The organism is Blastococcus sp. SYSU D00820, from assembly GCF_054050695.1.
The window spans coordinates 199,558-220,379 of sequence record NZ_JBJGZW010000003.1 but is presented as its reverse complement, the minus strand read 5'-3'; the positions used below and the strand labels follow the sequence as shown (position 1 = coordinate 220,379).

Sequence of the window (20,822 nt, the reverse complement as noted above, 5' to 3'; positions counted from 1 at the left end):
CACACCCGTGAGCGAGGCCGCGACGCGCGCACCCCGCCGCCGACGCCGTCCACCGCGCGACCCCGCGGCGACGATGTCGCTGATCGCGCACCTGACCGAGCTGCGCAACCGGATCGGCAAGGCGCTGCTGGCCCTGCTGATCGCCTCGGCGTTCGCCTTCTGGTGGTACGAGCACGGCCTGGGTGACTTCATCCGCGCCCCGTACTGCGGCCTGGAGCCGGAGCTGCGCTACGGGGACGCCGACACCGGCTGCGGCCTGCTGATCACCGACGTCTTCGGCGGTGTGTTCATCCGGCTCAAGGTGAGCCTGCTCGCCGGCGCGGTGCTCTCGGCCCCGGTCTGGCTCTACCAGCTGTGGGCCTTCATCACCCCGGGGCTGAAGAAGAACGAGCGGCGCTACGGCATCACCTTCGTCGGCGTCTCGACGCTGCTGTTCGCCGGCGGCGCGGTGCTGGCCTACCTCTCGCTGTCGGCGGGCCTGCAGCTGCTGCTGAGCCTGGCCGGCGACGGCGTGGTCATCGCGCTCACCGCCCAGGACTACATCGGCTTCGTGCTCGCGCTGCTGGTGGCCTTCGGCGTGAGCTTCGAGGTGCCGCTGATCGCCGTGGCGCTCAACGCCGTCGGCGTCCTGACCTACGAGACGCTGCGCAAGAGCCGCCGCTGGATCTTCTTCCTGACCATCGTCTTCGCCGCGTTCGTCACGCCCACCCAGGACCCGTTCACCATGCTGCTCATGGCCGGGCCGATGATCGTGCTGTTCGAGCTGGCCATCCAGATCGCCCGCTTCGTGGACAAGCGGCGGGCCAAGCGGGCGGCCGCCGAGCACTTCCACGACCTGGACGACGACGCGGCGTCCCCGCTGGACGCCTCGCCCTCGGACCTCGACGTGCGCCCCTCGTCGCTGGACGAGACGCCGGTCGACGGCGCCGCCGGCCGCCGCGGCTGACCTGCCGGTGGACGTCGCCGTCCTGGTGCCGCCCGCCGCCGGCCGCGGCCGGGCGCGGTCGGTGGCCGGCGCGGTCCTCGACGCGCTGCGCGGCGCCGGGCTGACCCCGCGCGTGCTGCCGGCGACCACCCGCGCGCAGGCCGAGGAACAGGCCGCCGCGGCCGTCGCGTCCGGCACCGGGGCTGTGGTCGCCGTCGGCGGGGACGGCGCGGCCCACGCCGGGCTGCAGGCGGTCGCGGGCACGGACACCCCGCTGGCCGTCGTCCCGGCCGGTACGGGCAACGACCTCGCCCTGGCCCTCGGCACGCCCCCGGAGCCGGTCGCCGCGGCCCGCGCGGCGGCGGCGGACCTCACGGCCGGGACCGTGCGCGCCGTGGACGCCGGCCGCACGGGGGAGCGCTGGTGGGCCACCGTGCTCTGCTGCGGGTTCGACTCCGCCGTCACCGACCGGGCCAACCGGCTGCGCTGGCCGCGCGGACCCCGGCGCTACGACGTCGCGATCCTCGCCGAGCTGGCCCGGCTGCGGCCGCGCGAGCTGACCCTCACCCTCGACGGGGAGCGGCGGACGCTGCCGGTCACCCTCGTCGCGGTCGGCAACACCGCCTGGTACGGCGGCGGCATGCGGGTCTGCCCGGGCGCCGACCCCGCCGACGGCCTGCTCGACGTCACCGTCGTCGGCCCGGTGGGCCGGCGGGAGCTGGTGCGCACCCGGCCGCGGCTGACCGCGGGCACGCACGTCGAGCACCCCGCCGTCACCGTGCACCGCGCGGCGCGCGTGGAGCTGGCGGGGGAGGGGCTGACCACCTACGCCGACGGCGAGCCGGTCGCTCCGCTGCCCGCGGGAAGCGTCTGCGTGCCCGGGGCGCTGCGGGTCGTGGGGACCGGCCGGCGCTCCCGGACGATCAGGTGACCTGATCCCGCGGGGTCCTCCCCGGGCGCGGGACGTCCGGGAGGACCCCGGACGACCAGGGACCCTGATCGTGTCCGGCGGTGCGCGCGCAGGGCAGCGCCTACCGTGGGAGCCATGTCCAGCCCCGCTGAGCGGTACGCGGCTGCCCGGCGGCGCTCCGCCCATCCCGCGCTCGCCGACTTCACCGCCGAGCTCGGCTTCTCGCTCGACCCCTTCCAGGTGGAGGCGTGCGAGGCGCTCGACGAGGGTGCCGGCGTCCTGGTGTGCGCGCCGACCGGCGCCGGCAAGACGGTCGTCGGCGAGTTCGCCGTCCACAAGGCGCTGGCCGAGGGGCGCAAGGCGTTCTACACGACGCCGATCAAGGCGCTGTCCAACCAGAAGTACGCCGACCTCGTCGACCGCTACGGCCCGGACAAGGTGGGCCTGCTGACCGGCGACAACGCCGTCAACGGCGACGCTCCCGTGGTCGTGATGACCACCGAGGTGCTGCGCAACATGCTGTACGCGGAGTCCCCGGCGCTGACCGGCCTGGGCTACGTGGTGATGGACGAGGTGCACTACCTCGCCGACCGGTTCCGCGGTGCGGTCTGGGAGGAGGTGATCATCCACCTCCCGCCGTCGGTGACGCTGGTGTCGCTGTCGGCCACGGTCAGCAACGCCGAGGAGTTCGCCGACTGGCTGGTGACCGTGCGGGGCCACACGAAGGTCGTGGTCAGCGAGGTCCGGCCGATCCCGCTGTGGCAGCACATGCTGGTCGGCAACCGGGTGTTCGACCTGTTCTCCCTGCGCCCGGCCGCGCACGCCGCCGAGCAGGGCGAACACCCGCGCGAGGAGGCCACCCGCGAGCGCGGCGCCTCGGTGGTCGACCCCGAGCTGGTCCGCTACGTCCGGGAGTACGAGCGGCGGCTGGACAGCTGGGGCGGCGGCAACGGCGACGGACGGCGGCGCGAGGGGTTCGGCCGGCCGCGGTACCGCCCGCCGGCCCGCTCCGACGTCGTCGAGCGGCTGGACCGCGCCGGCCTGCTCCCGGCGATCACCTTCGTGTTCAGCCGCAACGGCTGCGACGCCGCCGTCGCGCAGTGCCTGGCCAGCGGGCTGCGGCTGACCGACGAGGCCGAGCGGGCCGAGATCGCCGCGATCATCGACGAGCGCACCGGCTCGCTGCCGGAGGAGGACCTGCACGTCCTCGGCTTCTGGGAGTGGCGGGAGGGCCTGCTGGCCGGCCTCGCCGCGCACCACGCCGGGCTGGTGCCGGCGTTCAAGGAGACCGTCGAGGAGTGCTTCGTGCGCGGCCTGGTCAAGGCCGTGTTCGCCACCGAGACCCTCGCGCTGGGCATCAACATGCCGGCGCGCACCGTCGTCCTCGAGCGGCTGGTCAAGTGGAACGGCGAGGCGCACGTCGACGTGACGCCGGGGGAGTACACCCAGCTCACCGGCCGCGCCGGCCGTCGCGGGATCGACGTCGAGGGGCACGCGGTCGTCGTCTGGGCGCCGGGGGTGGACCCCGCCGTCGTCGCCGGCCTGGCCAGCACCCGCACGTATCCGCTGCGCTCGTCGTTCCGGCCCAGCTACAACATGGCCGTCAACCTGGTCAGCTCCTTCGGCCGGGCCCGCGCCCGCGAGCTCCTGGCGTCGTCGTTCGCGCAGTTCCAGGCCGACCGCTCGGTGGTCGGGCTGGCCCGCTCGGCCGCCCGCCACGAGCGGGACGCCGAGCGGTGGGCGGAGGAGATGCACTCCGCCGGCGGGGACGTCGGGCACTACGCCGAACTGCGGCGGCAGATCGCCGACCGGGAGAAGGAGCTCTCCCGCGACTCGCAGGCCAAGCGGCGCATGGAGGCCGCGGAGGCGCTGGCGGCGCTGCGGCCCGGCGACGTCATCCGGGTGCCGTCGGGCCGGCGGCAGGGGCTGGCCGTCGTCCTGGACCCGGGGGTCACCGACCTCGACGAGCCCCGGCCGATGGTGCTCACCGAGGACAAGTGGGCCGGCCGGCTGGGCGCCGGCGACTTCCCGACGCCGGTGACCGCGCTGGCGCGGGTGCGGGTGCCGAAGAACTTCAACGCGCGCAGCCCGCACGCCCGCCGCGACCTGGCCGCCACGCTGCGCAACGCCCGGATGGAGAACGATCTCGGCGCCCGCCGGGTCAAGAACCGCTCGGCCGCCGCGGACGACCCGGTGCTGGCCGACCTGCGGCGCGCGCTGCGCGCCCACCCGGTGCACGCGCTGCCCGACCGGGAGGAGCGGGTGCGCGCCGCCGAGCGCTGGATCCGCGCCCGCCGGGAGGCCGAGGCGCTGCACCGGCGCATGGCCGAGCGCACCGGCTCGCTGACCCGCCAGTTCGACCGCACCTGCGACGTGCTGGAGGAGCTGGGCTACCTGGTGCCGGAGGTCGCACCGCTGTCCCCGGCCGACGGGGAGCCGGCCGGTGTGGACGACCTGCCGGTGGTGACCGACGACGGCCGCCGGCTGGCGCGCGTCTGGTCCGAGGCCGACCTGCTGGTCGCCGAGTGCCTGCGCGCCGGGGTGTGGCGCGGGCTCGGGCCGGCCGAGCTGGCCGCCTGCGTCTCGACCCTGGTGTTCGAGGCACGCCGGGACTCGCCGGTGCAGCCGGCGGTGCCGGCCGGGAAGGTGTCGGCCGCCATCGGCGCGATGCGCGGCATCCGCGCCCGCCTGCAGGACGTCGAGCTCGACCACGAGGTGCCGGCGACCCGCGACCTGGACCTCGGCTTCGCCTGGGCCGCCTACCGCTGGGCCGACGGCCAGAGCCTGGACCGGGTGCTCGCCGGCGCCGAGCAGGCCGGCACCGAGCTCTCCGGTGGCGACTTCGTCCGGTGGGCCCGGCAGCTGGTCGACCTGCTCGACCAGCTGGCCAAGGTGGCCGACGAGCCGGTGGCCGGAGTGGCCCGCGCCGCGGTCGGCAAGGTGCGCCGGGGAGTGGTCGCGGTGGCCGTCAGCGGCTGACCTGCGCCGCAGATGCCCGTGCCGAGGGCCGCAGTGGTGCACAATGCCACCCGCCCCGTGACGCACCGTCATGGGACCGCACGTCATGGGACGACCGGGAGAGACGATGACCAACCCACCGCAGGGTGGCTACCAGCCGGGGCAGCAGTACGGGCAGCAGCCGGGCCAGCAGTACGGGCAGCCCCAGTACGGCGGCCAGCCGGGCGGCGGGTACGGCCAGCCGGGCCAGTACGGCGGTCAGCCCGGGTACGGCCAGCCGGGGCAGCAGCCCGGCCAGTACGGCGGTCAGCCCGGGTACGGCCAGCAGCCGCAGTACGGGCAGCAGCCGTACGCGCAGGGCCCGCAGTACGGCGGCCAGCCGGGCGGCTACGGCCAGCCGCCGAAGAAGTCCAAGACCGGCCTGATCGTGGGGCTGGTCGTGCTCGTCGCCGTCCTCGTGGCCGCTGGGATCATCCTCGCCCAGCCGTTCGCGCTCGGCTCCACCGAGCTGCGCCCGCAGGCCGTGCAGGACGCCGTCGCCGCGCAGTTCCAGGAGAACTCCGGGCACGCGCTCACCCTGACCTGCCCCGAGGGCATGGAGGTGGAGGTCGACGCGACCTACACCTGCACCGGGCAGACCGACGAGGGCGAGGAGGTCTCGATCACCATCCGGGTGACCGACGACGAGGGCTCCTACACCTGGTCCGAGGACCGCTGATCCCCGGCCGGCCGGCGCGTCAGTCCAGCGCGCCGGCCGGCCAGCCCAGCGCCGCGCCGAGCCGGCGCAGGGACGACTCGATCCCGTGCGCGGCGGCCAGCTCGGCCAGCCGGTCCGGATCGGCCGGACGGCGGGGGAGCGCCCCGTCGACGGCGGGCAGGTCGATGTCCCGCGCGACCGCCACCACCACCGGGGCGGCGTCGAGGTACGCGGCGCCGGCGTGCAGCTTCTTCAGCACCGCCGCGGTCAGCGGCGGCTTCGGCACGACCGTGCGGGCCGCCGCCGCGCGGATCCCGGCGAGGTCGCCGAACTCGGTGATCAGCGCCGCCGCGGTCTTCGCGCCGATGCCGGCCACGCCGGGCAGCCCGTCGCTGGGGTCGCCGCGCAGCACCGCGAAGTCGGCGTAGGCGCGACCCGGGATGCCGTACTTCACCGCGACCGCCGCCTCGTCGACGACCTCGATGTCGGAGATGCCGCGCGCGGTGTAGAGCACCCGCACCTGCCGCTCGTCGTCCACCAGCTGGAACAGGTCGCGGTCGCCGGTGACGACGTCGACCGGCCCGCGGGCCCGGGTGGCCAGCGTGCCGATGACGTCGTCGGCCTCGTAGCCCGGCGCCCCCACCCGCGCCAGGCCCGCCGCGGCGAGCACGTCGATGAGCACCGGCACCTGGGGGCCGAGCTCGTCGGGGGTCTCCTCGCCGCCGTCGGCGGCCAGCCGGTGCGCCTTGTAGGAGGGCAGCGCCTCGACCCGGAACGCCGGCCGCCAGTCGTCGTCCCAGCAGGCGACCAGGCGGTCGGGGGCGTGCGTGGTGACCAGCCGCGCGGTCATGTCCAGGAACCCGCGGACGGCGTTGACCGGCCGGCCGTCGGGCGAGGTCACGCTCGTCGGGACGCCGTAGAAGGCCCGGAAGTAGAGGCTGGCCGCGTCCAGCAGCATCGTGGTCACAGGGCGGACGGTAGCGAGCCGGCCCCGCGGATACCCTGCCTCCCGTGGCGAAGTCGGGCGGGGACGACCCCTTGGTGACCATCGACCGGGTGCACGCGGCGCGCGAGGTCGCCGGCGAGCTCGGGCTGGACCTGCTGGTGCTCACGCCCGGCTCGGACCTGCGGTACCTGTGCGGCTACCACGCCCACGCCATGGAGCGGCTGACCGCGCTCGTGGTGCCGCGGCGGGGCGAGCCGCTGCTCGTCGTCCCCCGGCTGGAGGCGCCCATGGTGGACGCGAGCCCGGCCGGCGGGCTGGGGCTCGAGGTGCTGGCGTGGGACGAGACCGACGACCCGTTCGCCCTGCTGGCCTCCGCCGCGACCGCGCGGCTGGGCGCGGCACCGCAGCGCGTCGCCGTCGGCTCCCGGACCTGGGCCGAGCACGCCCTCGGCGTGCAGCGCGCGCTGTCGGGGTCGGCGCTGGAGCTCGCCGCCCCGGTGCTCGACCGGCTGCGCATGGTGAAGACCCCCGCCGAGGTCGAGGAGCTGGCCGCCGCGGGCGCCGCCATCGACCGGGTGCACGCCCGGATGGGCGAGTTCCTCCGGGTCGGCCGCACCGAGGCCGAGGTCGGGGCCGACATCGCGGCGGCCATCCTGGCCGAGGGGCACGTCGGCGTGGACTTCACCATCGTCGGCTCCGGGCCCAACGGCGCCAGCCCGCACCACGAGCTGTCCGACCGGGTGGTGGCCGCCGGCGACCTGGTGGTCGTCGACATCGGCGGGGAGACGGCGACCGGCTACCGGTCGGACTGCACGCGCACGTACGTCGTCGGCGGGGAGCCCGGCGCGGAGGTCGCCGAGTGGTACGCGGTGCTGCAGGAGGCGCAGCGGGTGGCCACCGAGGCGGTGCGGCCGGGCGCGACGGCCGAGTCGATCGACGCCGCCGCCCGCGACGTCATCGCCGGGGCCGGCTGGGGCGAGCACTTCATCCACCGCACCGGGCACGGCATCGGGCTGGACACCCACGAGGCGCCCTACATCGTGTCGGGCAACGGCCTCCCGCTGGCGCCGGGCATGGCGTTCTCCGTCGAGCCGGGCATCTACCTGGCCGGCCGGTGCGGCGCGCGGATCGAGGACATCGTCGTCTGCACCGAGGACGACGTCCGGGTGCTCAACTCCGGCCCCCGGGAGCTCGTCGCCCTGCCGGGCTGACCGTGCGGTCCGGCGCGCCGGACTGGACACCGGTTCGAACGCGTGTTCGGATGGGGGCATGCGGTGGGACGCCCAGCGCCTGGACCTCGACGAGCCGGGTGCGCTGCCGGGGATGCCGTCGGTGCGCGGGCTGCTGCGCAGCGTCGAGGTCGCCGAGTTCCCCGGGCTCACCTTCCACGAGGTCCGCAGCCGCAGCGCGCTGAACGCGGTGCCCGAGGGCTCGGGGATGCCGTTCCGGTGGACGATCAACCCGTACCGGGGCTGCTCGCACGCGTGCGTCTACTGCCTGGCAGGCGACACGCAGATCCTGCTGGCCGACGGCCGGCAGCGGGCACTCGCCGACCTGCGGGTCGGTGACCGCATCGTCGGCACGGAGCGCCGGGGCGGCTGTCGGCGCTATGTGACGACCGAGGTGCAGGCGCACTGGTCGACGACGAAGCCGGCCCACCGCGTCCACCTGGCCGACGGCACGGAGCTCGTCGCCAGCGGCGACCACCGCTTCCTCACCGCTCGCGGCTGGAAGTACGTCACCGGGACGACGTCCGGTGCCGCCCGCCGGCCGCACCTCACGACCGACGACGAGCTCGTGGGCCTCGGGAGCTCGGTGGCAACCCCACCCCGCCGGCTCGTGGGCGCCGAGGTGACCGGCGACGCCGATCTGCGCGTGGTCTCGGTCGAACCGCTCGGGCTCGACCTCCCGCTGTTCGACATCACCACCGGCACCGGCGACTTCGTCGCCAACGGCGTGATCAGTCACAACTGCTTCGCCCGTGGCACCCACCAGTGGCTGGAGCTCGACACCGGCCGCGACTTCGACACCCAGGTCGTGGTGAAGACCAACCTCGTCGACGTCCTCCGCCGCGAGCTGGGGCGCGCCTCCTGGCGCCGGGAGCACGTCGCGCTCGGCACCAACACCGACCCCTACCAACGGGCCGAGGGGCGCTACCGGCTCATGCCCGGAGTCATCGGCGCGCTGGCCGGCTCGGGCACGCCGTTCTCGATCCTGACCAAGGGCACCCTGCTGCGGCGGGACATCCCGCAGCTGGCGGCGGCCGCCCGTGACGTGCCGGTCGGGCTCGGGGTCTCGATGGCCATCTGGGACGACGCCCTGCACGCCGCCCTCGAGCCGGGGGTGCCCACGCCGCGCGCCCGGCTGGACCTGGTCAAGGCGGTCACCGACGCCGGCCTGTCGTGCGGCGTGTTCCTCGCCCCGGTGCTGCCCGGGCTGACCGACCGGCTGTCCGACCTCGACGCCGCCCTGGGCGCCATCGCCGCCGCCGGGGCGACCGGCGTGACCGTCGTCCCGCTGCACCTGCGGCCGGGAGCCCGCGAGTGGTTCACCGCCTGGCTGGCCCGCGAGCACCCCAACCTGGTGCCGCGCTACCGGCAGCTGTACGGCCGCGGCGCCTACGTACCGGCGGAGTACCGGCGCTGGCTCGCCGCCCGCGTGGCGCCGCTGCTGGCCGCGCACGGGCTGGACCGCCGGTCGGGCGGGGAGGCCCGGGACGCCGGGATCCCCGGCGACGACGAGGGCTCGTTCCCGGCCGGGAGCCTGCCCGAGCTGCGGCGGGGAAGTGCTCCGCAGCCCGTGGTGGAGGCGCCGGAGCAGCTCGCGCTGCTCTGAGCCGGGCAGGGCACCGGCGCCCTCGTGCTCTGCCCACACGGGCGGGCAGAGCACGAGGACCGGCGGGCCGGGAGGTGCCGGGGTGGGGGGGTCCGCTCCTCAGCCGGCGGCGCGGGCCAGCCGGTTCACCGTGCGGGTCGCCCGCACCACGCCCCGCGCGGCGACCGGCGGCGCCCCGGCGGCCAGCGCCAGCCGCCGGTAGGAGTCGTAGGACAGCTCGTCGTAGGCCTCGGCGAGGGCCAGCGCCCGCGCGCGGCCGCGCCCCGTCACCGTGGCCCGCAGGTGGTCGGCCGTGCCTGCGGCGTGCTTGGCGAAGGTCACCTGCAGCGCCTGCGACGACAGCCGGCCGCCCACCGCCGATGCCATGCCGGGACCCTTGCGCAGCGCGGGCAGCACCCACGGGCTCGCGGCCAGGGCGGGGAAGCGGTTGCGCACCTCCTCCCACGCGTGCCACGCGGACAGCGCGCCCGGCACCGACCAGTCGCCGTCCTCGGTGCTGACCAGCAGCCGGCGGGCGGTCGGGTGCACCTGCTCCCGCCGTAGCGACCGGAAGGTGCCCACCGGCGCCGGCCATCCCAGGGCCAGCGCGCACCAGGCGACGGTGCGCAGGTGCTCGGGGTCGGCGCTGCGGATCTCGGTGAGCGGCCGCAGGTCGAGGGTGACCGGATCGGGCTCCGGGGTCTTCGGCACAGGCAGGGCGACGCCGCCGTAGCGGGCGACCTTGCTGTACAGCGTCACGGTCGCCGGCTTCCAGCCGCGGGCCGCGGCGATGGGCTCGAGACCCTCCTCGGCGACCTGGTCGGGACCGAGCCCGAGTTCCAGCGCCGCGTCGACCAGGCGGCGCCACTGCACCTCGTACCCCTCCGGGGGTCGCAGCCGGCGCCAGGCCCGATCGGCCGGCGGGGCCGGCATGTCCGGCAGGGGGAGCTGCCATGCACTCGACATGATCGAACTCTACCGTTATCCACAACAAATTTGTACCTAATTTTCGGCGGTCCTCGCTCTGGACGCCACGGCGGCGCCTCCGGCGCCGGAGCAGCGAGGTCACCCGGTCGGGTCCGCCGGCCTGCGGCGCGGCCCGCGGCTGGGAACGATGGCCGGGTGCGCACCGTGGGCGTCGAGGAAGAACTGCTGGTCGTGGACCCCTCGGGCACCCCCGTGCCCCAGGGGCCCGCCGCGCTCGAGGTCGCCGCCCGGTGGGGCGAGGGGGAGACGCCGGCCGAGCACGACCGGGGCGAGGCCGCGCCGACGGAGGACGACGGCGGGCCGGCCGGACACCTGGTGCCCGAGCTGAAGGCCCAGCAGATCGAGCTGGGCACCCGGGTCTGCACCGGTCTCGACGAGGTGGACAGCGAGCTGCGGCACTGGCGCGGCCGGGCCGATGCGGCCGCGCGCGAGGTGGGCGCCCGGGTGGCCGCGCTGGCCAGCTCGCCGGTGCGGGTGGCCCCGGTGACCACGCCGGGGGAGCGGTACGCCGACATGGCCGACACCTTCGGCCTGATCGCCCTGGACCAGCTGACCTGCGGCTGCCACGTGCACGTCTCCGTGGCCGACGAGGAGGAGGGCGTGGCCGTCCTCAACCGGATCCGGGTCTGGCTGCCGGTGCTCACCGCCCTGACCGCGAACTCCCCGTTCTGGCTGGGCCGCGACAGCGGCTACGCCAGCTTCCGCTCCCAGGCCTGGAACCGCTGGCCCTCGTCGGGGGCCACCGAGCTGTTCGCCGACGCCGCCGACTACCACCGCGTCGTCTCCGACCTCGTGGCGACGCAGACGATCGTCGACACCGGGATGATCTACTTCGACGCCCGGCTGTCCGAGTCGTGGCCCACGGTCGAGGTGCGCATCGCCGACGTCGCGCTGCGGGTCGAGGACGCCGTGACCCACGCCGGCCTCGTGCGGGGGCTGGTGGAGACCGCCGCACGGGCGTGGCGCGACGGCGTCCCCGCGCCGCAGGTCCGCAGCGAGGTCGTGCGGGTGGCCGCCTGGCGGGCCGGCCGCTCCGGCCTGACCGGGGATCTGGTGCACCCGCTGACCGGGCGGCCGGCGCCGGCCGCCGACGTGGTCACCGCGCTGCTCGACGGGATCCGCCCCGCGCTGGCCGACGCCGGCGACGAGGAGCGGGTGGCCGAGGGCGTGGCCGCCCTGCTCGGCCGCGGCAACGGCGCGCAGCTGCAGCGCCGGGTGCACCGCGAGTCCGGCGACCTCACCGCCGTGGTCCGGGCGGCGGTCGCGGCCACCACCGCGGAGGGCTGACCGGGCGGACCGGCGGGTTCCGGGGTCGCCGGTTATCGTCCGCCCATGTACACCGCCAGCTGGGGCGACGTCGTCCGTCGTGACCTGTTCGGACCGCGGCCGGACCCGCGCGACCGCCCCTACCGGTTCATCATCCGGCTGGCGCTGGTGATCTTCCGGCTGTTCCGGTTCCGTTTCGACGTCCGCGGCAGCGAGCACGTGCCCACGACCGGCGGCGCGATCATCTGCAGCAACCACGTCAGCTACCTGGACTTCACGTTCCTCGGCCTCGGCGCGCTGCCGCAGCACCGGCTCGTGCGGTTCATGGCCAAGGCCGCCGTCTTCGGGCACTGGTTCGCCGGCCCGTTCATGCGGGCCATGCAGCACATCCCCGTCGACCGGGCCGCCGGCGCCGCGGCCTTCGAGTCCGCCGTCCGCGCGCTCAAGGACGGCCAGGTCGTCGGCGTCTTCCCCGAGGCGACGATCAGCAGCAGCTTCACCGTGAAGGACCTCAAGGCCGGCGCCGCCCGCATGGCCATCGACGCCGGCGTGCCGATCATCCCGGCCGCGGTCTGGGGCGGGCAGCGCATCGCCACCAAGCACCACGCGACCCAGCTGCGCCGCGACGTGCCGGTCACCGTCGTCCTCGGCGAGCCGATCCACCCGGAGCCGGGGGAGAAGGTGCAGCCGCTGCTGCGCCGCACCCGGGCGGCCATGGAGGCGCTGCTCGACGAGGCCCAGCGCACCTATCCCGACCGGCCGGCCGGGCCCGACGACACCTGGTGGCAGCCGGCCCACCTGGGCGGCACGGCGCCGACGCCCGAGGAGGGCCGGGCGCTGGACGTCGCGGACTACACCGGCACGCGCGTCCGCAAGCCGAAGCCGACGCTGGCCGGGCGGGTGCGCCGGCTGGTCCGCCGCGGCCGCTGAGCGGTCACTCCACGACCACCGGGGCCATGAGGCGGAACGCCTCGAGCTCGACGTCGTACCAGCGCCGCAGGCGCCCCAGCGGCGCCATGCCCAGCCGCCGGCACACCGCGATCGACGCCTCGTTGCCGGGCCGCACGACGGCGTAGACCTCCGGCAGCCCCGCGGCGAAGGCGCCGTCGATCGCGGCCCGCGCCGCCTCCGTGGCGTAGCCCCGGCCCCACGAGTCGGGGTGCAGGTGCCAGCCGACCTCCACCTCGCCCACGCCGCCGGGCAGCGGCTTGAGCAGCAGGGTGCCGGCGACGACGCCGTCCTCGCGCCGCTCGACGGCCCAGCAGCCGAACCGCTCGTCGGCCGCGGTCACCGCGGCCCAGCGGGCGACCAGCTCGACCGGCGTCACCGACGGGGTGCCGCCCAGCCAGCGGGTCACCTCGTCGCGCCCGTAGATGTCGGCCAGGCGGGCCAGGTCGTCGCGGCAGGTCGTCCACGGGCGCAGCCGCAGCCGGGCGGTGGTGCACCGCACCGCGGCCGTCGTGTTCATCCGTCGTGCCTACCCCCCGGCCCGGCGCGTGGCCACCCGGGCAGGGCCCGGCATGCTCGGGACCATGAACCTGCTCCTCACCGACGTCACCGTGGGCGACCGGCCCGGCCGGGCGGTGCACGTGGTCGACGGCCGGATCGCCTGGCTGGGCGCCGCTGCCGAGGCACCGGCCGCCGGGCGCGTCGTCGCGGGGGAGGGTGCCCTGCTGACCCCGGCGTTCGTGGACGCCCACGTGCACGCGACGGCGACCGGCCTGTCGCTCACGGGCCTCGACCTCTCGGGGAGGTCGAGCCTCGGCGACGCCGTGGCGTCGATCGCCGGGTACGTCGCCCGGGTGCCGGGCGGCGTGGTGCTCGGCACCGGCTGGGACGAGACCGGCTGGCCCGAGGGCCGGGGGCTGACCCGCGCCGACGTGGACGCCGTGGTGGGGGACCGGCCGGCCTACCTGGCCCGGGTCGACGTCCACTCCGCGACCGTCTCCACCGCCCTGCTCGACCGGCTCCCGGGGATCGCCGACCTGCCCGGGTTCTCGCCCGACGGCCGGCTGCGGCTGGACGCCCACCACGCGGCCCGGCAGGCCGCCTACGGCGCGGTGGATGCGCAGCAGCGCCGGGCGGCCCAGCGGGCCACCCGGGCGCGGGCGGCCGCCCTGGGCATCGGCACGGTGCACGAGATGGCCGGGCCCGAGGTGTCCGGCGCCGACGACCTCGCCGCGCTGCTGGCGCTGGCCGCCGAGGAGCCCGGCCCGCGGGTGGTCGGCTACTGGGGCGAGCTGGCCGAGCGCGGCGGCCTGGCGCTGGTCCGAGAGCTGGGGCTGGCCGGTGCCGGCGGCGACCTCTTCTGCGACGGCGCGCTGGGATCGCACACCGCGGCGCTGAGCACCCCGTACCGCGACCGGCCGGACACCTCCGGAGCCCTGCGGTTCGAGACCGCCTCGGTCGTCGACCACGTGCGCGCCTGCACCGAGGCCGGGCTCCAGGCCGGGTTCCACTGCATCGGCGACGCGGCGGTCGCCCAGGTGCTCGCCGCGGTCGGCGCGGTGGTGGAGGAGCTCGGGGTCGCCGCGGTGCGCGCCTGCCGGCACCGGCTCGAGCACGTGGAGATGGTGGGTGAGGAGGCGGTCGCGCAGATGGCCCGCTGGGGGATGGTGGCCAGCGTCCAGTCCGCGTTCGACGCCGCCTGGGGCGGGGCCGACGGGATGTACGCCGAGCGGCTGGGCACCGAGCGGGCGCTGGCCTGCAACCCGCTGGCCGACCTGTCCGACGCCGGGGTCGCCCTCGCGCTGGGCAGCGACGCCCCGGTGACGCCCCTGGACCCGTGGGGCGGGGTGTACGCGGCGGTCGACCACCGGACGCCGTCGTCCGGGCTACGGCCGTTCGACGCCTTCGACGCCGCCACGCACGGCGGCTGGCACGCGGCCCGCGCCGAGCACCCGGCCGGCCCCCTGGCGGTGGGCGCCCCCGGCGACCTCGCCCTCTGGGCCACCGAGGCGACCCTCTCCGAGGTGCTGGCGACGCGGCTGCGGCCGGCCTGCCGGGGGCTGTACGTGGGCGGGCAACCGGTCGGGCCCCGGCACTGAACGATCCCGCCGTCCAGACCTGGCCGTAACGATCGGGTCACAGTCCGACACCGGAATCCCGGGGCAGGCGCACGGCGGCGGCGCACTTCCTACAGTCGCTGCAGTTCCATCCGGGAGCACCGGTCCGTGCTCCTCCGGACGCACCGCACCGGCCCCCCGGTCCGCACCGGGACGAGGGGGCCGCGCGGATCGCCGGGGGAGGCGAGCCGGGCACCCGGCGAGGTCCGGCCCGGACCCCGCGCCACCAGACAACGGTCTGCCGGTCGCCGCCAGCGACCCGGGAGGCCGGCCCGAAGGCGTGGGAGCCCGCGACCGGTCCCGCCGGCGCCACCTGGACGGGTGACCACGACGGGCCGTCGGCACCCGGCCGCGCAGCAGGGTGCGGCCGGGCGGCTCGGGAGTGGGATGCTGGGCGACGGGTCGCCGCACGGGTGCCGCGGCCCTGGCGCCCGCCGCGCGGGTGCCGTTCCCGCCCGGGACCTCCCCGGCGCGTCGAGGTCCCCGGAGGCGATGGTGTCGGCTGCAGCGACCGGCACCGTGACCACGCGCCCCGCGCCGCCGCCGGCGGGCGAGCCGGCCCGGGCGCGGCGCCGCCTGCCGTGGCGCACCGCCCTCGCCGTGGCCGGCGGTCTCCTGCTGCTGCTCGCCTTCCCCGGCTACTCGCTCAGCGCGCTGGCCGTCCTCGGCCCGGCCGCTCTCGCGCTGGCCGTGCGTGGCGTGCGGGCCCGCGGAGGCTTCTGGCTCGGGCTGGTGTTCGGCCTGGCCTTCTTCGTGCCGCTGCTGTCCTGGACCGGCATCTACGTCGGCTCGTTCCCGTGGCTGGCGCTGGCCGTCTGGCAGGCCACCTACCTGGGACTGCTGGGTGCGGCGACCGCGGTCACCTCGCGGCTGCGCTGGTGGCCGCTGTGGACCGCGGCGCTCTGGGTCGCCGACGAGGCGCTGCGCGGCCGCTGGTTCCTCGGCGGCTTCCCCTGGGGCCGGCTCGGGCTGAGCCAGACCGAGGGGCCCTTCCTGTCGCTGGCCGCCTACGGGGGCGTGCCGCTGGTCAGCTTCGCCGTGGCGCTCACCGGCACGCTCCTGGCCGCCGCCGTGCTCGCGCTGGGGCGCGCCTGGAGCCACGCACGAACCGACGCCGACGCCGACGGCGCGCAGCGGGCCCCGGCACTGCGCGCGGCCGCGCTCGCCGTCGCCGGCGTGCTGCTGGTCCCGCTGGCCGGCGCGGTCGCCTGGCTGCCGCTGCCCGGTCGCTCGCTCACCGAGGGCGGGCCGACCGTGACGGTCGCGGTCATCCAGGGCAACGTCCCCGAGGCCGGGCTGGACTTCAACGCCCGCCGCCGGGCGGTGCTGGACAACCACGTGAACCGCACGGTCGAGCTGGCGGCCCAGGTCGCCCGGGGCGAGCAGACGCAGCCCGACCTGGTGGTGTGGCCGGAGAACAGCTCCGACATCGACCCCTACACCAACGCCGACGCCGCCCGCGCGATCAGCCGGGCCGCCGAGGCGATCGACGCGCCGATCCTCGTCGGCGCCGTCGTCGACGGGCCGGGGGAGTACCTCAGCAACACCGGCATCGTCTGGGACCCCGACGACGGGCCGGGCCAGACCTACGTCAAGCGCCATCCGGTGCCGCTGGCCGAGTACGTGCCGGCGCGGGACTTCTTCCGCTTCTTCAGCGACAAGGTCGACCTGGTCCGGCGCGACTTCCGCGCCGGCACGGAGGTCGGCGTCCTCGACATGGCCGGGGCGCGGGTCGGTGACGTCATCTGCTTCGAGGTGGTCTACGACGGCCTGGTGCACGACACCGTCGCGGCCGGCGCCGGCATGCTCGTCGTCCAGACCAACAACGCGACCTTCGGCTTCACCGACGAGAGCGAGCAGCAGCTGGCCGCCAGCCGGTTGCGTGCGGTGGAGTTCGGCCGGACCGTGGTGGTGGCCGCGACCAGCGGCATCTCCGCGGTCGTGTCGCCCGACGGCTCGCTGGTCCGCCGCTCCCAGCTGTTCACCGCGGCCACGTTCGTCGAGGACATCGCCCAGCGGGACAGCACCACCCTGGCCGAGCGGCTGGGCGCCGGCCCCGAGTGGGTGCTGACCGCCCTCGGCGTCGGTGCCCTGCTCGGCGTCGTGGTTCCCTCGCTGCGCCGCCGGGCGGGGGAGCGGAGGGCCCGGTGAGCGAGGTGCTCCCCGGGCGGCGGGTGCTCGTCGTCGTCCCGACCTACGACGAGGTGGAGAACCTCGAGGCGATCCTCGACCGGCTGCACCGCAGCGTGCCCGAGGCGCACGCGCTCGTCGTCGACGACGGCTCGCCGGACGGCACCGGGGAGCTGGCCGACAAGCTGGCCGCCCTCGACCCGCGGGTGCACGTGCTCCACCGGACGGCGAAGTCCGGTCTCGGCCCGGCGTACGTCGCCGGCTTCCGCTGGGCCCGCCAGCAGGGCTTCGACGTGCTGGTCGAGATGGACGCCGACGGCTCGCACCCGCCCGAGCAGCTGCCCCGGCTGCTGTCCGCGCTGGAGGACGCCGACCTCGTGCTCGGCTCCCGCTACGTGCCCGGCGGTGCGGTCGAGGACTGGCCGGCACACCGGCTGCTGCTCTCCCGCGCCGGCAACGTCTACACCCGCTGGGCGCTGCGGCTGCCCCTGACCGATGCCACCGGCGGCTTCCGCGCGGTCCGCGGCGAGCTGGTGGACCGGCTGCCCTTCGACGACGTCGCCAGCCAGGGCTACTGCTTCCAGGTCGACTGGGCCTGGCGGGCGTGGCGGGCCGGCGCCCGCGTGGTCGAGGTGCCGATCACGTTCACCGAACGTGCCTTCGGCCGGAGCAAGATGACCTTCTCGATCGTTAGAGAAGCGTTGGTACGGGTCACCTGGTGGGGCCTCGCCGACCGGCTGGCCGACCGGCTGCCGGGGCGGGTCCGGCGGCCCGTGCCGGGACGGGTCCGCGACGGCGGGCGGTCGGGCGCGGTCCGGTAGGCGGACCGCGGGCCGCTCCCGAGGGGGACCGGAGGAGAACCGTGGCACGACGCATCCGCACCGTGGCCGCCCTGCTGGCGCTGGCCGAGATCGTCGTGCTGGTGCTCGTCGCCAGCCAGATCGGCGCCGGGTGGACCATCCTGCTCACCCTGGGCACCAGCGCCCTGGGGCTGCTGCTGCTGGCCTCGCAGGGCACCCGCGCCCTGCGGGACCTGCGCGAGCGGGCGCGGGAGCACCGGCCCGCGGGCCGGGCGCTGGGGGACGCCGGGCTGGTCGCCGTCGGCGGGCTGCTGATGCTGCTGCCCGGTCTGATCGGCGACGTCCTGGGCCTGCTGTGCCTGCTGCCGCCGACCCGGCCGCTGGTGCGCGCCCTGCTGGGCCGGCTGCTGGTCTCGCGGCTGCCCGAGCAGCTGCGCGGGCCGGTGCAGGTGCGCAGCACCCGCACGGCGGGCGTGCGGGAACGCGGGGAGGACGGGCGCGGGCGCCCGCTGGTCATCGAGGGCGAGGTCGTCCGCGATCCCGACCCCGACCGGCCGGCCTGACCCGGGCCGCCCGCGGACGCGGAACGGCCCCGGTGGGTTCTCCCACCGGGGCCGTTCCTACGTGCGGGGTGCGCTCAGCTGGCGCGGGTGCGACGACCGCGGAGCACCTCGAGGCGCTCGGCGAGGACCTCCTCGAGGTCCTCGACCGACCGGCGCTCGAGCAGCATGTCCCAGTGGGTGCGCGGCGGCTTCACCTTCTTGGGCGCCGGCTCGGCGCCGCCGACCAGCTTGGCCGCGCCGCCGTCGAACTTGCACTCCCAGGTGTCGGGCACCTCGGCGTCGTCGGCGAAGGGCACCGTGAACAGGTGACCCGAGGGGCACCGGTACTCCACGTACTGCCGCTCGATCGGCGCGGTGTTCCGCTCGGTCTCGTAGCTCACGCTGCCCAGTCGGCTGCCCCGCAGGGAACGCTCGCCCATGGCACACCGTCCTCTCGTGCTGGTGGTGTCGGTCGGTACTCCTCGTCGCAGGCAGGGGCTTACCCACCGGACGAGGGAGTCGAAAAGACCAACGACAGATTCCGCGGAGAGATTCCGCTGTATCGGCCCACAATCATCGCATGGGGTGGGATCCGCGCCGCGGGCACCCCTCGGACGGGGGATCAGGGGAGGGCGAGCTGCCCCGGACCGGCCGCCGTCGGCCCCAGCTGGCCCAGCACGTGGTGCCGCCGGCACAGCACCTGGTAGTGCACCTGGGCGTACGCCCGGGGCTCCGGACCGGCCTCTCCGGGAGCCGGCGTGGGCGCGGTGTCGGCGACGACGACGGTGGCGCCGTGGCGCACCATCGCGCCGTCCACCACCCGGGCGTTGAGCAGGCCGGGCAGCCCGCACCAGCACAGCACCTCGACCTGCACCCGCTGCACGTCGTCGGCGACCTCCAGCAGCCGCTGGGTGCCGGGGAACAGCCGGGTGCGGAAGTCGGTGGTCAGGCCGAAGGCCCAGACGTCGACGTGCGACTCGTCGACCAGCTCGGCCAGCTGGTCGACCTGGGCCGGGGTGAGGAACTGGGCCTCGTCGACGATCAGGTAGTCGACCCGGTGGCCGTCGGCCCAGTGGCTGCGCACCAGCAGCCGCAGGTCGGTGCCGGCGTCGACCTCGACCGCCGCCCGGCTGAGCCCGACGCGGGAGGAGATCTGCGGCCGCGCCGACCGGTCGCCCTGGGTCAGCAGCAGCCCCGAGCGGCCCTGCCGGCTCTGGTTGTGGTCGACCTGCAGCGCGAGGGTGGACTTGCCGCAGTCCATCGTGCCGTGGAAGAAGCGCAGGTGGGCCGGCGCCGGATAGGAGCGGCGGTTGCCCGCCGCGGGGACGGCGGTCGGCCGGGCGCGCCGGCGCGGATCGGGGTCCGGGACGTCGACCAGTGCCGGGGGCTCCCCGCCCGGCGCGGTCACAGCCGCTCCGGCGGGGTGTTGCCCGCCGCCACCACCGCGCGCCGCATGGGCAGCTTGGCCAGGGCGATGAACCCGAGCACGAAGAAGACCACCAGGCTGACGATCGCGTACCGGTAGGAGCCGGTGAGCTGGTAGGTCAGGCCGAAGGCCAGGGGCCCGAGCCAGCTGGTGCCGCGGTCGCTGATCTCGTAGAAGCCGAAGTACTCGGCCTCCTTGCCGGCCGGGATCAGCTGGCTGAACATCGACCGGGACAGCGCCTGGGTGCCGCCCTGCACCAGCCCGATGACGGCGGCCAGCGCGTAGAACTGGCCGACGGCGCCCTCCTGCAGCGTGTAGGCGGCCACCAGCACCAGCGTCCAGGCCACGAGGCAACCGAGGACGGTCCGCTTGGCCCCGTACCGGGCGGCGACCCGGCCCAGGCCCAGCGCCCCGAAGACGGCCACCACCTGCACCATGAGGATCGCGCCGGTGAGCACCCCGGTGTCGAGCCCGAGCTCCTCGGTGGCGTAGGTGGCCGACAGCGAGATGACGGTCTGGACGCCGTCGTTGAACAGCAGGTAGGCGCCGAGGAACCACAGCGTCAGCGGGAAGGCCCGCATCTCCCGCATCGTGGCCAGCAGCTGGCGGAAGCCGCTGGGCGGTCGGGACGCCGGTGTGCCGACCTCGGCGACGATCCGGCGGTTGCGCAGCCGGGAGATCGTGAACACCGTGAACGCGCCCCACCAGAGGCCGGCGGTGGCCAGGCAGATCCGCACCGCCTCGCCCTCGGTGAGCCCGAGCGACTCGTGGGCGAGGAACAGCCCCAGGTGGACGGCGAGCAGCAGCGCGCCGCCGACGTAGCCGAACGCCCAGCCCCGGCTGGAGACGGCGTCGCGCTCGTCGGGGCCCGCGAGGTCGGGCAGCCACGAGTAGTAGACGACGGTGGCGGCACCGAAACAGATGTTGGCCAGCACGAACAGCACCGCGCCGAGCAGGTAGCGGCCGTCGGCGACGAAGTAGAGCGCGGTGGTGGCCAGGGCGCCGAGCAGGGCGAAGCCGCCCAGCAGCTCGCGCTTGCGGCCGGTGCGGTCGGCGACGGCGCCGGTGAGCGGCAGCACCACGACCTGCAGCACGACCGACAGCGACAGCACGTAGGAGAACCAGCTGCCCGGCGGGATGGACAGCCCCAGCACGTCGAGGCGGCCGTCGGCGCCGGCGCCCTCCTCGGCCACCGACGTCAGGTACGGGCCGAGGAAGACCGTGGTGACGCTGGTGTTGAACACCGACATCGCCCAGTCGTAGGAGTACCAGCCGAACCGCTCGCGCCGCCGCGCCCGGTCGGGGGAGGGGGCGGCGGGATCGCTGGCCAGGGCCTCGCTGCTCACGGGCGCAGGG

Annotated in this window: 18 protein-coding genes; 12 read left to right on the top strand and 6 right to left on the bottom strand. The window is 76.0% G+C overall.

The features are described 5' to 3' along the window. The first annotated feature begins 7 nt into the window (after positions 1-7). The 4 genes from tatC to ACI79R_RS06480 all read left to right on the top strand — a co-directional run bounded on the left by tatC (position 8) and on the right by ACI79R_RS06480 (position 5,511). Positions 8-946, top strand: coding sequence for a twin-arginine translocase subunit TatC (tatC, locus tag ACI79R_RS06495; protein WP_456572768.1), 939 nt, complete (start codon positions 8-10; stop codon positions 944-946). A 7-nt stretch (positions 947-953) separates the two neighbouring features. Continuing rightward, complete coding sequence (locus ACI79R_RS06490; RefSeq protein WP_456572767.1) at positions 954-1,856, top strand: diacylglycerol/lipid kinase family protein; 903 nt, start codon at positions 954-956, stop codon at positions 1,854-1,856. 114 nt (positions 1,857-1,970) lie between these two features. Next, positions 1,971-4,814: a DEAD/DEAH box helicase gene (locus ACI79R_RS06485; protein ID WP_456572766.1), complete on the top strand. Its 2,844-nt coding sequence runs from the start codon at positions 1,971-1,973 to the stop codon at positions 4,812-4,814. Positions 4,815-4,920: 106 nt separating this feature from the next. After that, on the top strand, positions 4,921-5,511 hold the full coding sequence (locus ACI79R_RS06480; protein ID WP_456572765.1) for a DUF4333 domain-containing protein: 591 nt from the start codon (positions 4,921-4,923) through the stop codon (positions 5,509-5,511). A 19-nt stretch (positions 5,512-5,530) separates the two neighbouring features. Here ACI79R_RS06480 and ACI79R_RS06475 read toward each other — a convergent pair whose 3' ends face one another. Continuing rightward, positions 5,531-6,448 (bottom strand): 5'-3' exonuclease, encoded by a 918-nt coding sequence (locus tag ACI79R_RS06475; protein WP_456572827.1) that lies wholly within the window; start codon positions 6,446-6,448, stop codon positions 5,531-5,533. Between the two features lie 53 nt (positions 6,449-6,501). Between ACI79R_RS06475 and ACI79R_RS06470 the strand changes: the two genes are divergently transcribed. Together ACI79R_RS06470 and ACI79R_RS06465 are read left to right on the top strand one after the other, a co-directional pair. After that, positions 6,502-7,647, top strand: coding sequence for a M24 family metallopeptidase (locus tag ACI79R_RS06470; RefSeq protein ID WP_456572764.1), 1,146 nt, complete (start codon positions 6,502-6,504; stop codon positions 7,645-7,647). Positions 7,648-7,705: 58 nt separating this feature from the next. Next, positions 7,706-9,271, top strand: coding sequence for an Rv2578c family radical SAM protein (locus ACI79R_RS06465; RefSeq protein ID WP_456572763.1), 1,566 nt, complete (start codon positions 7,706-7,708; stop codon positions 9,269-9,271). A 99-nt stretch (positions 9,272-9,370) separates the two neighbouring features. Here ACI79R_RS06465 and ACI79R_RS06460 read toward each other — a convergent pair whose 3' ends face one another. Continuing rightward, complete coding sequence (locus tag ACI79R_RS06460) at positions 9,371-10,216, bottom strand: hypothetical protein (RefSeq protein WP_456572762.1); 846 nt, start codon at positions 10,214-10,216, stop codon at positions 9,371-9,373. A gap of 156 nt (positions 10,217-10,372) precedes the next feature. Between ACI79R_RS06460 and ACI79R_RS06455 the strand changes: the two genes are divergently transcribed. Then, positions 10,373-11,524: a carboxylate-amine ligase gene (locus ACI79R_RS06455; protein WP_456572761.1), complete on the top strand. Its 1,152-nt coding sequence runs from the start codon at positions 10,373-10,375 to the stop codon at positions 11,522-11,524. A 45-nt stretch (positions 11,525-11,569) separates the two neighbouring features. Then, positions 11,570-12,433, top strand: coding sequence for a lysophospholipid acyltransferase family protein (locus ACI79R_RS06450; RefSeq protein WP_456572760.1), 864 nt, complete (start codon positions 11,570-11,572; stop codon positions 12,431-12,433). A 4-nt stretch (positions 12,434-12,437) separates the two neighbouring features. Here the strand turns inward: ACI79R_RS06450 and ACI79R_RS06445 are convergent, their stop codons facing one another. Beyond that, positions 12,438-12,971: a GNAT family N-acetyltransferase gene (locus ACI79R_RS06445; RefSeq protein WP_456572759.1), complete on the bottom strand. Its 534-nt coding sequence runs from the start codon at positions 12,969-12,971 to the stop codon at positions 12,438-12,440. Between the two features lie 64 nt (positions 12,972-13,035). Between ACI79R_RS06445 and ACI79R_RS06440 the strand changes: the two genes are divergently transcribed. The 4 genes from ACI79R_RS06440 to ACI79R_RS06425 all read left to right on the top strand — a co-directional run bounded on the left by ACI79R_RS06440 (position 13,036) and on the right by ACI79R_RS06425 (position 18,061). After that, positions 13,036-14,550 (top strand): amidohydrolase, encoded by a 1,515-nt coding sequence (locus tag ACI79R_RS06440; protein ID WP_456572758.1) that lies wholly within the window; start codon positions 13,036-13,038, stop codon positions 14,548-14,550. 537 nt (positions 14,551-15,087) lie between these two features. Continuing rightward, on the top strand, positions 15,088-16,719 hold the full coding sequence (gene lnt, locus ACI79R_RS06435) for an apolipoprotein N-acyltransferase (protein WP_456572757.1): 1,632 nt from the start codon (positions 15,088-15,090) through the stop codon (positions 16,717-16,719). Next, complete coding sequence (locus ACI79R_RS06430; protein WP_456572756.1) at positions 16,716-17,519, top strand: polyprenol monophosphomannose synthase; 804 nt, start codon at positions 16,716-16,718, stop codon at positions 17,517-17,519. Before lnt ends, ACI79R_RS06430 begins: the two co-directional genes overlap by 4 nt. Before the next feature lie 41 nt (positions 17,520-17,560). Further along, complete coding sequence (locus ACI79R_RS06425; RefSeq protein WP_456572755.1) at positions 17,561-18,061, top strand: FxsA family protein; 501 nt, start codon at positions 17,561-17,563, stop codon at positions 18,059-18,061. 74 nt (positions 18,062-18,135) lie between these two features. Here the strand turns inward: ACI79R_RS06425 and ACI79R_RS06420 are convergent, their stop codons facing one another. From ACI79R_RS06420 to ACI79R_RS06410, 3 genes are all read right to left on the bottom strand, one after another. Then, complete coding sequence (locus ACI79R_RS06420; RefSeq protein ID WP_456572754.1) at positions 18,136-18,480, bottom strand: RNA polymerase-binding protein RbpA; 345 nt, start codon at positions 18,478-18,480, stop codon at positions 18,136-18,138. 182 nt (positions 18,481-18,662) lie between these two features. After that, on the bottom strand, positions 18,663-19,448 hold the full coding sequence (locus tag ACI79R_RS06415) for a thymidine kinase (RefSeq protein ID WP_456572753.1): 786 nt from the start codon (positions 19,446-19,448) through the stop codon (positions 18,663-18,665). Continuing rightward, a complete protein-coding gene (locus ACI79R_RS06410) occupies positions 19,445-20,812 on the bottom strand; it encodes an MFS transporter (RefSeq protein WP_456572752.1) in 1,368 nt (455 codons plus the stop codon). Before ACI79R_RS06410 ends, ACI79R_RS06415 begins: the two co-directional genes overlap by 4 nt. Positions 20,813-20,822 lie beyond the last annotated feature (10 nt).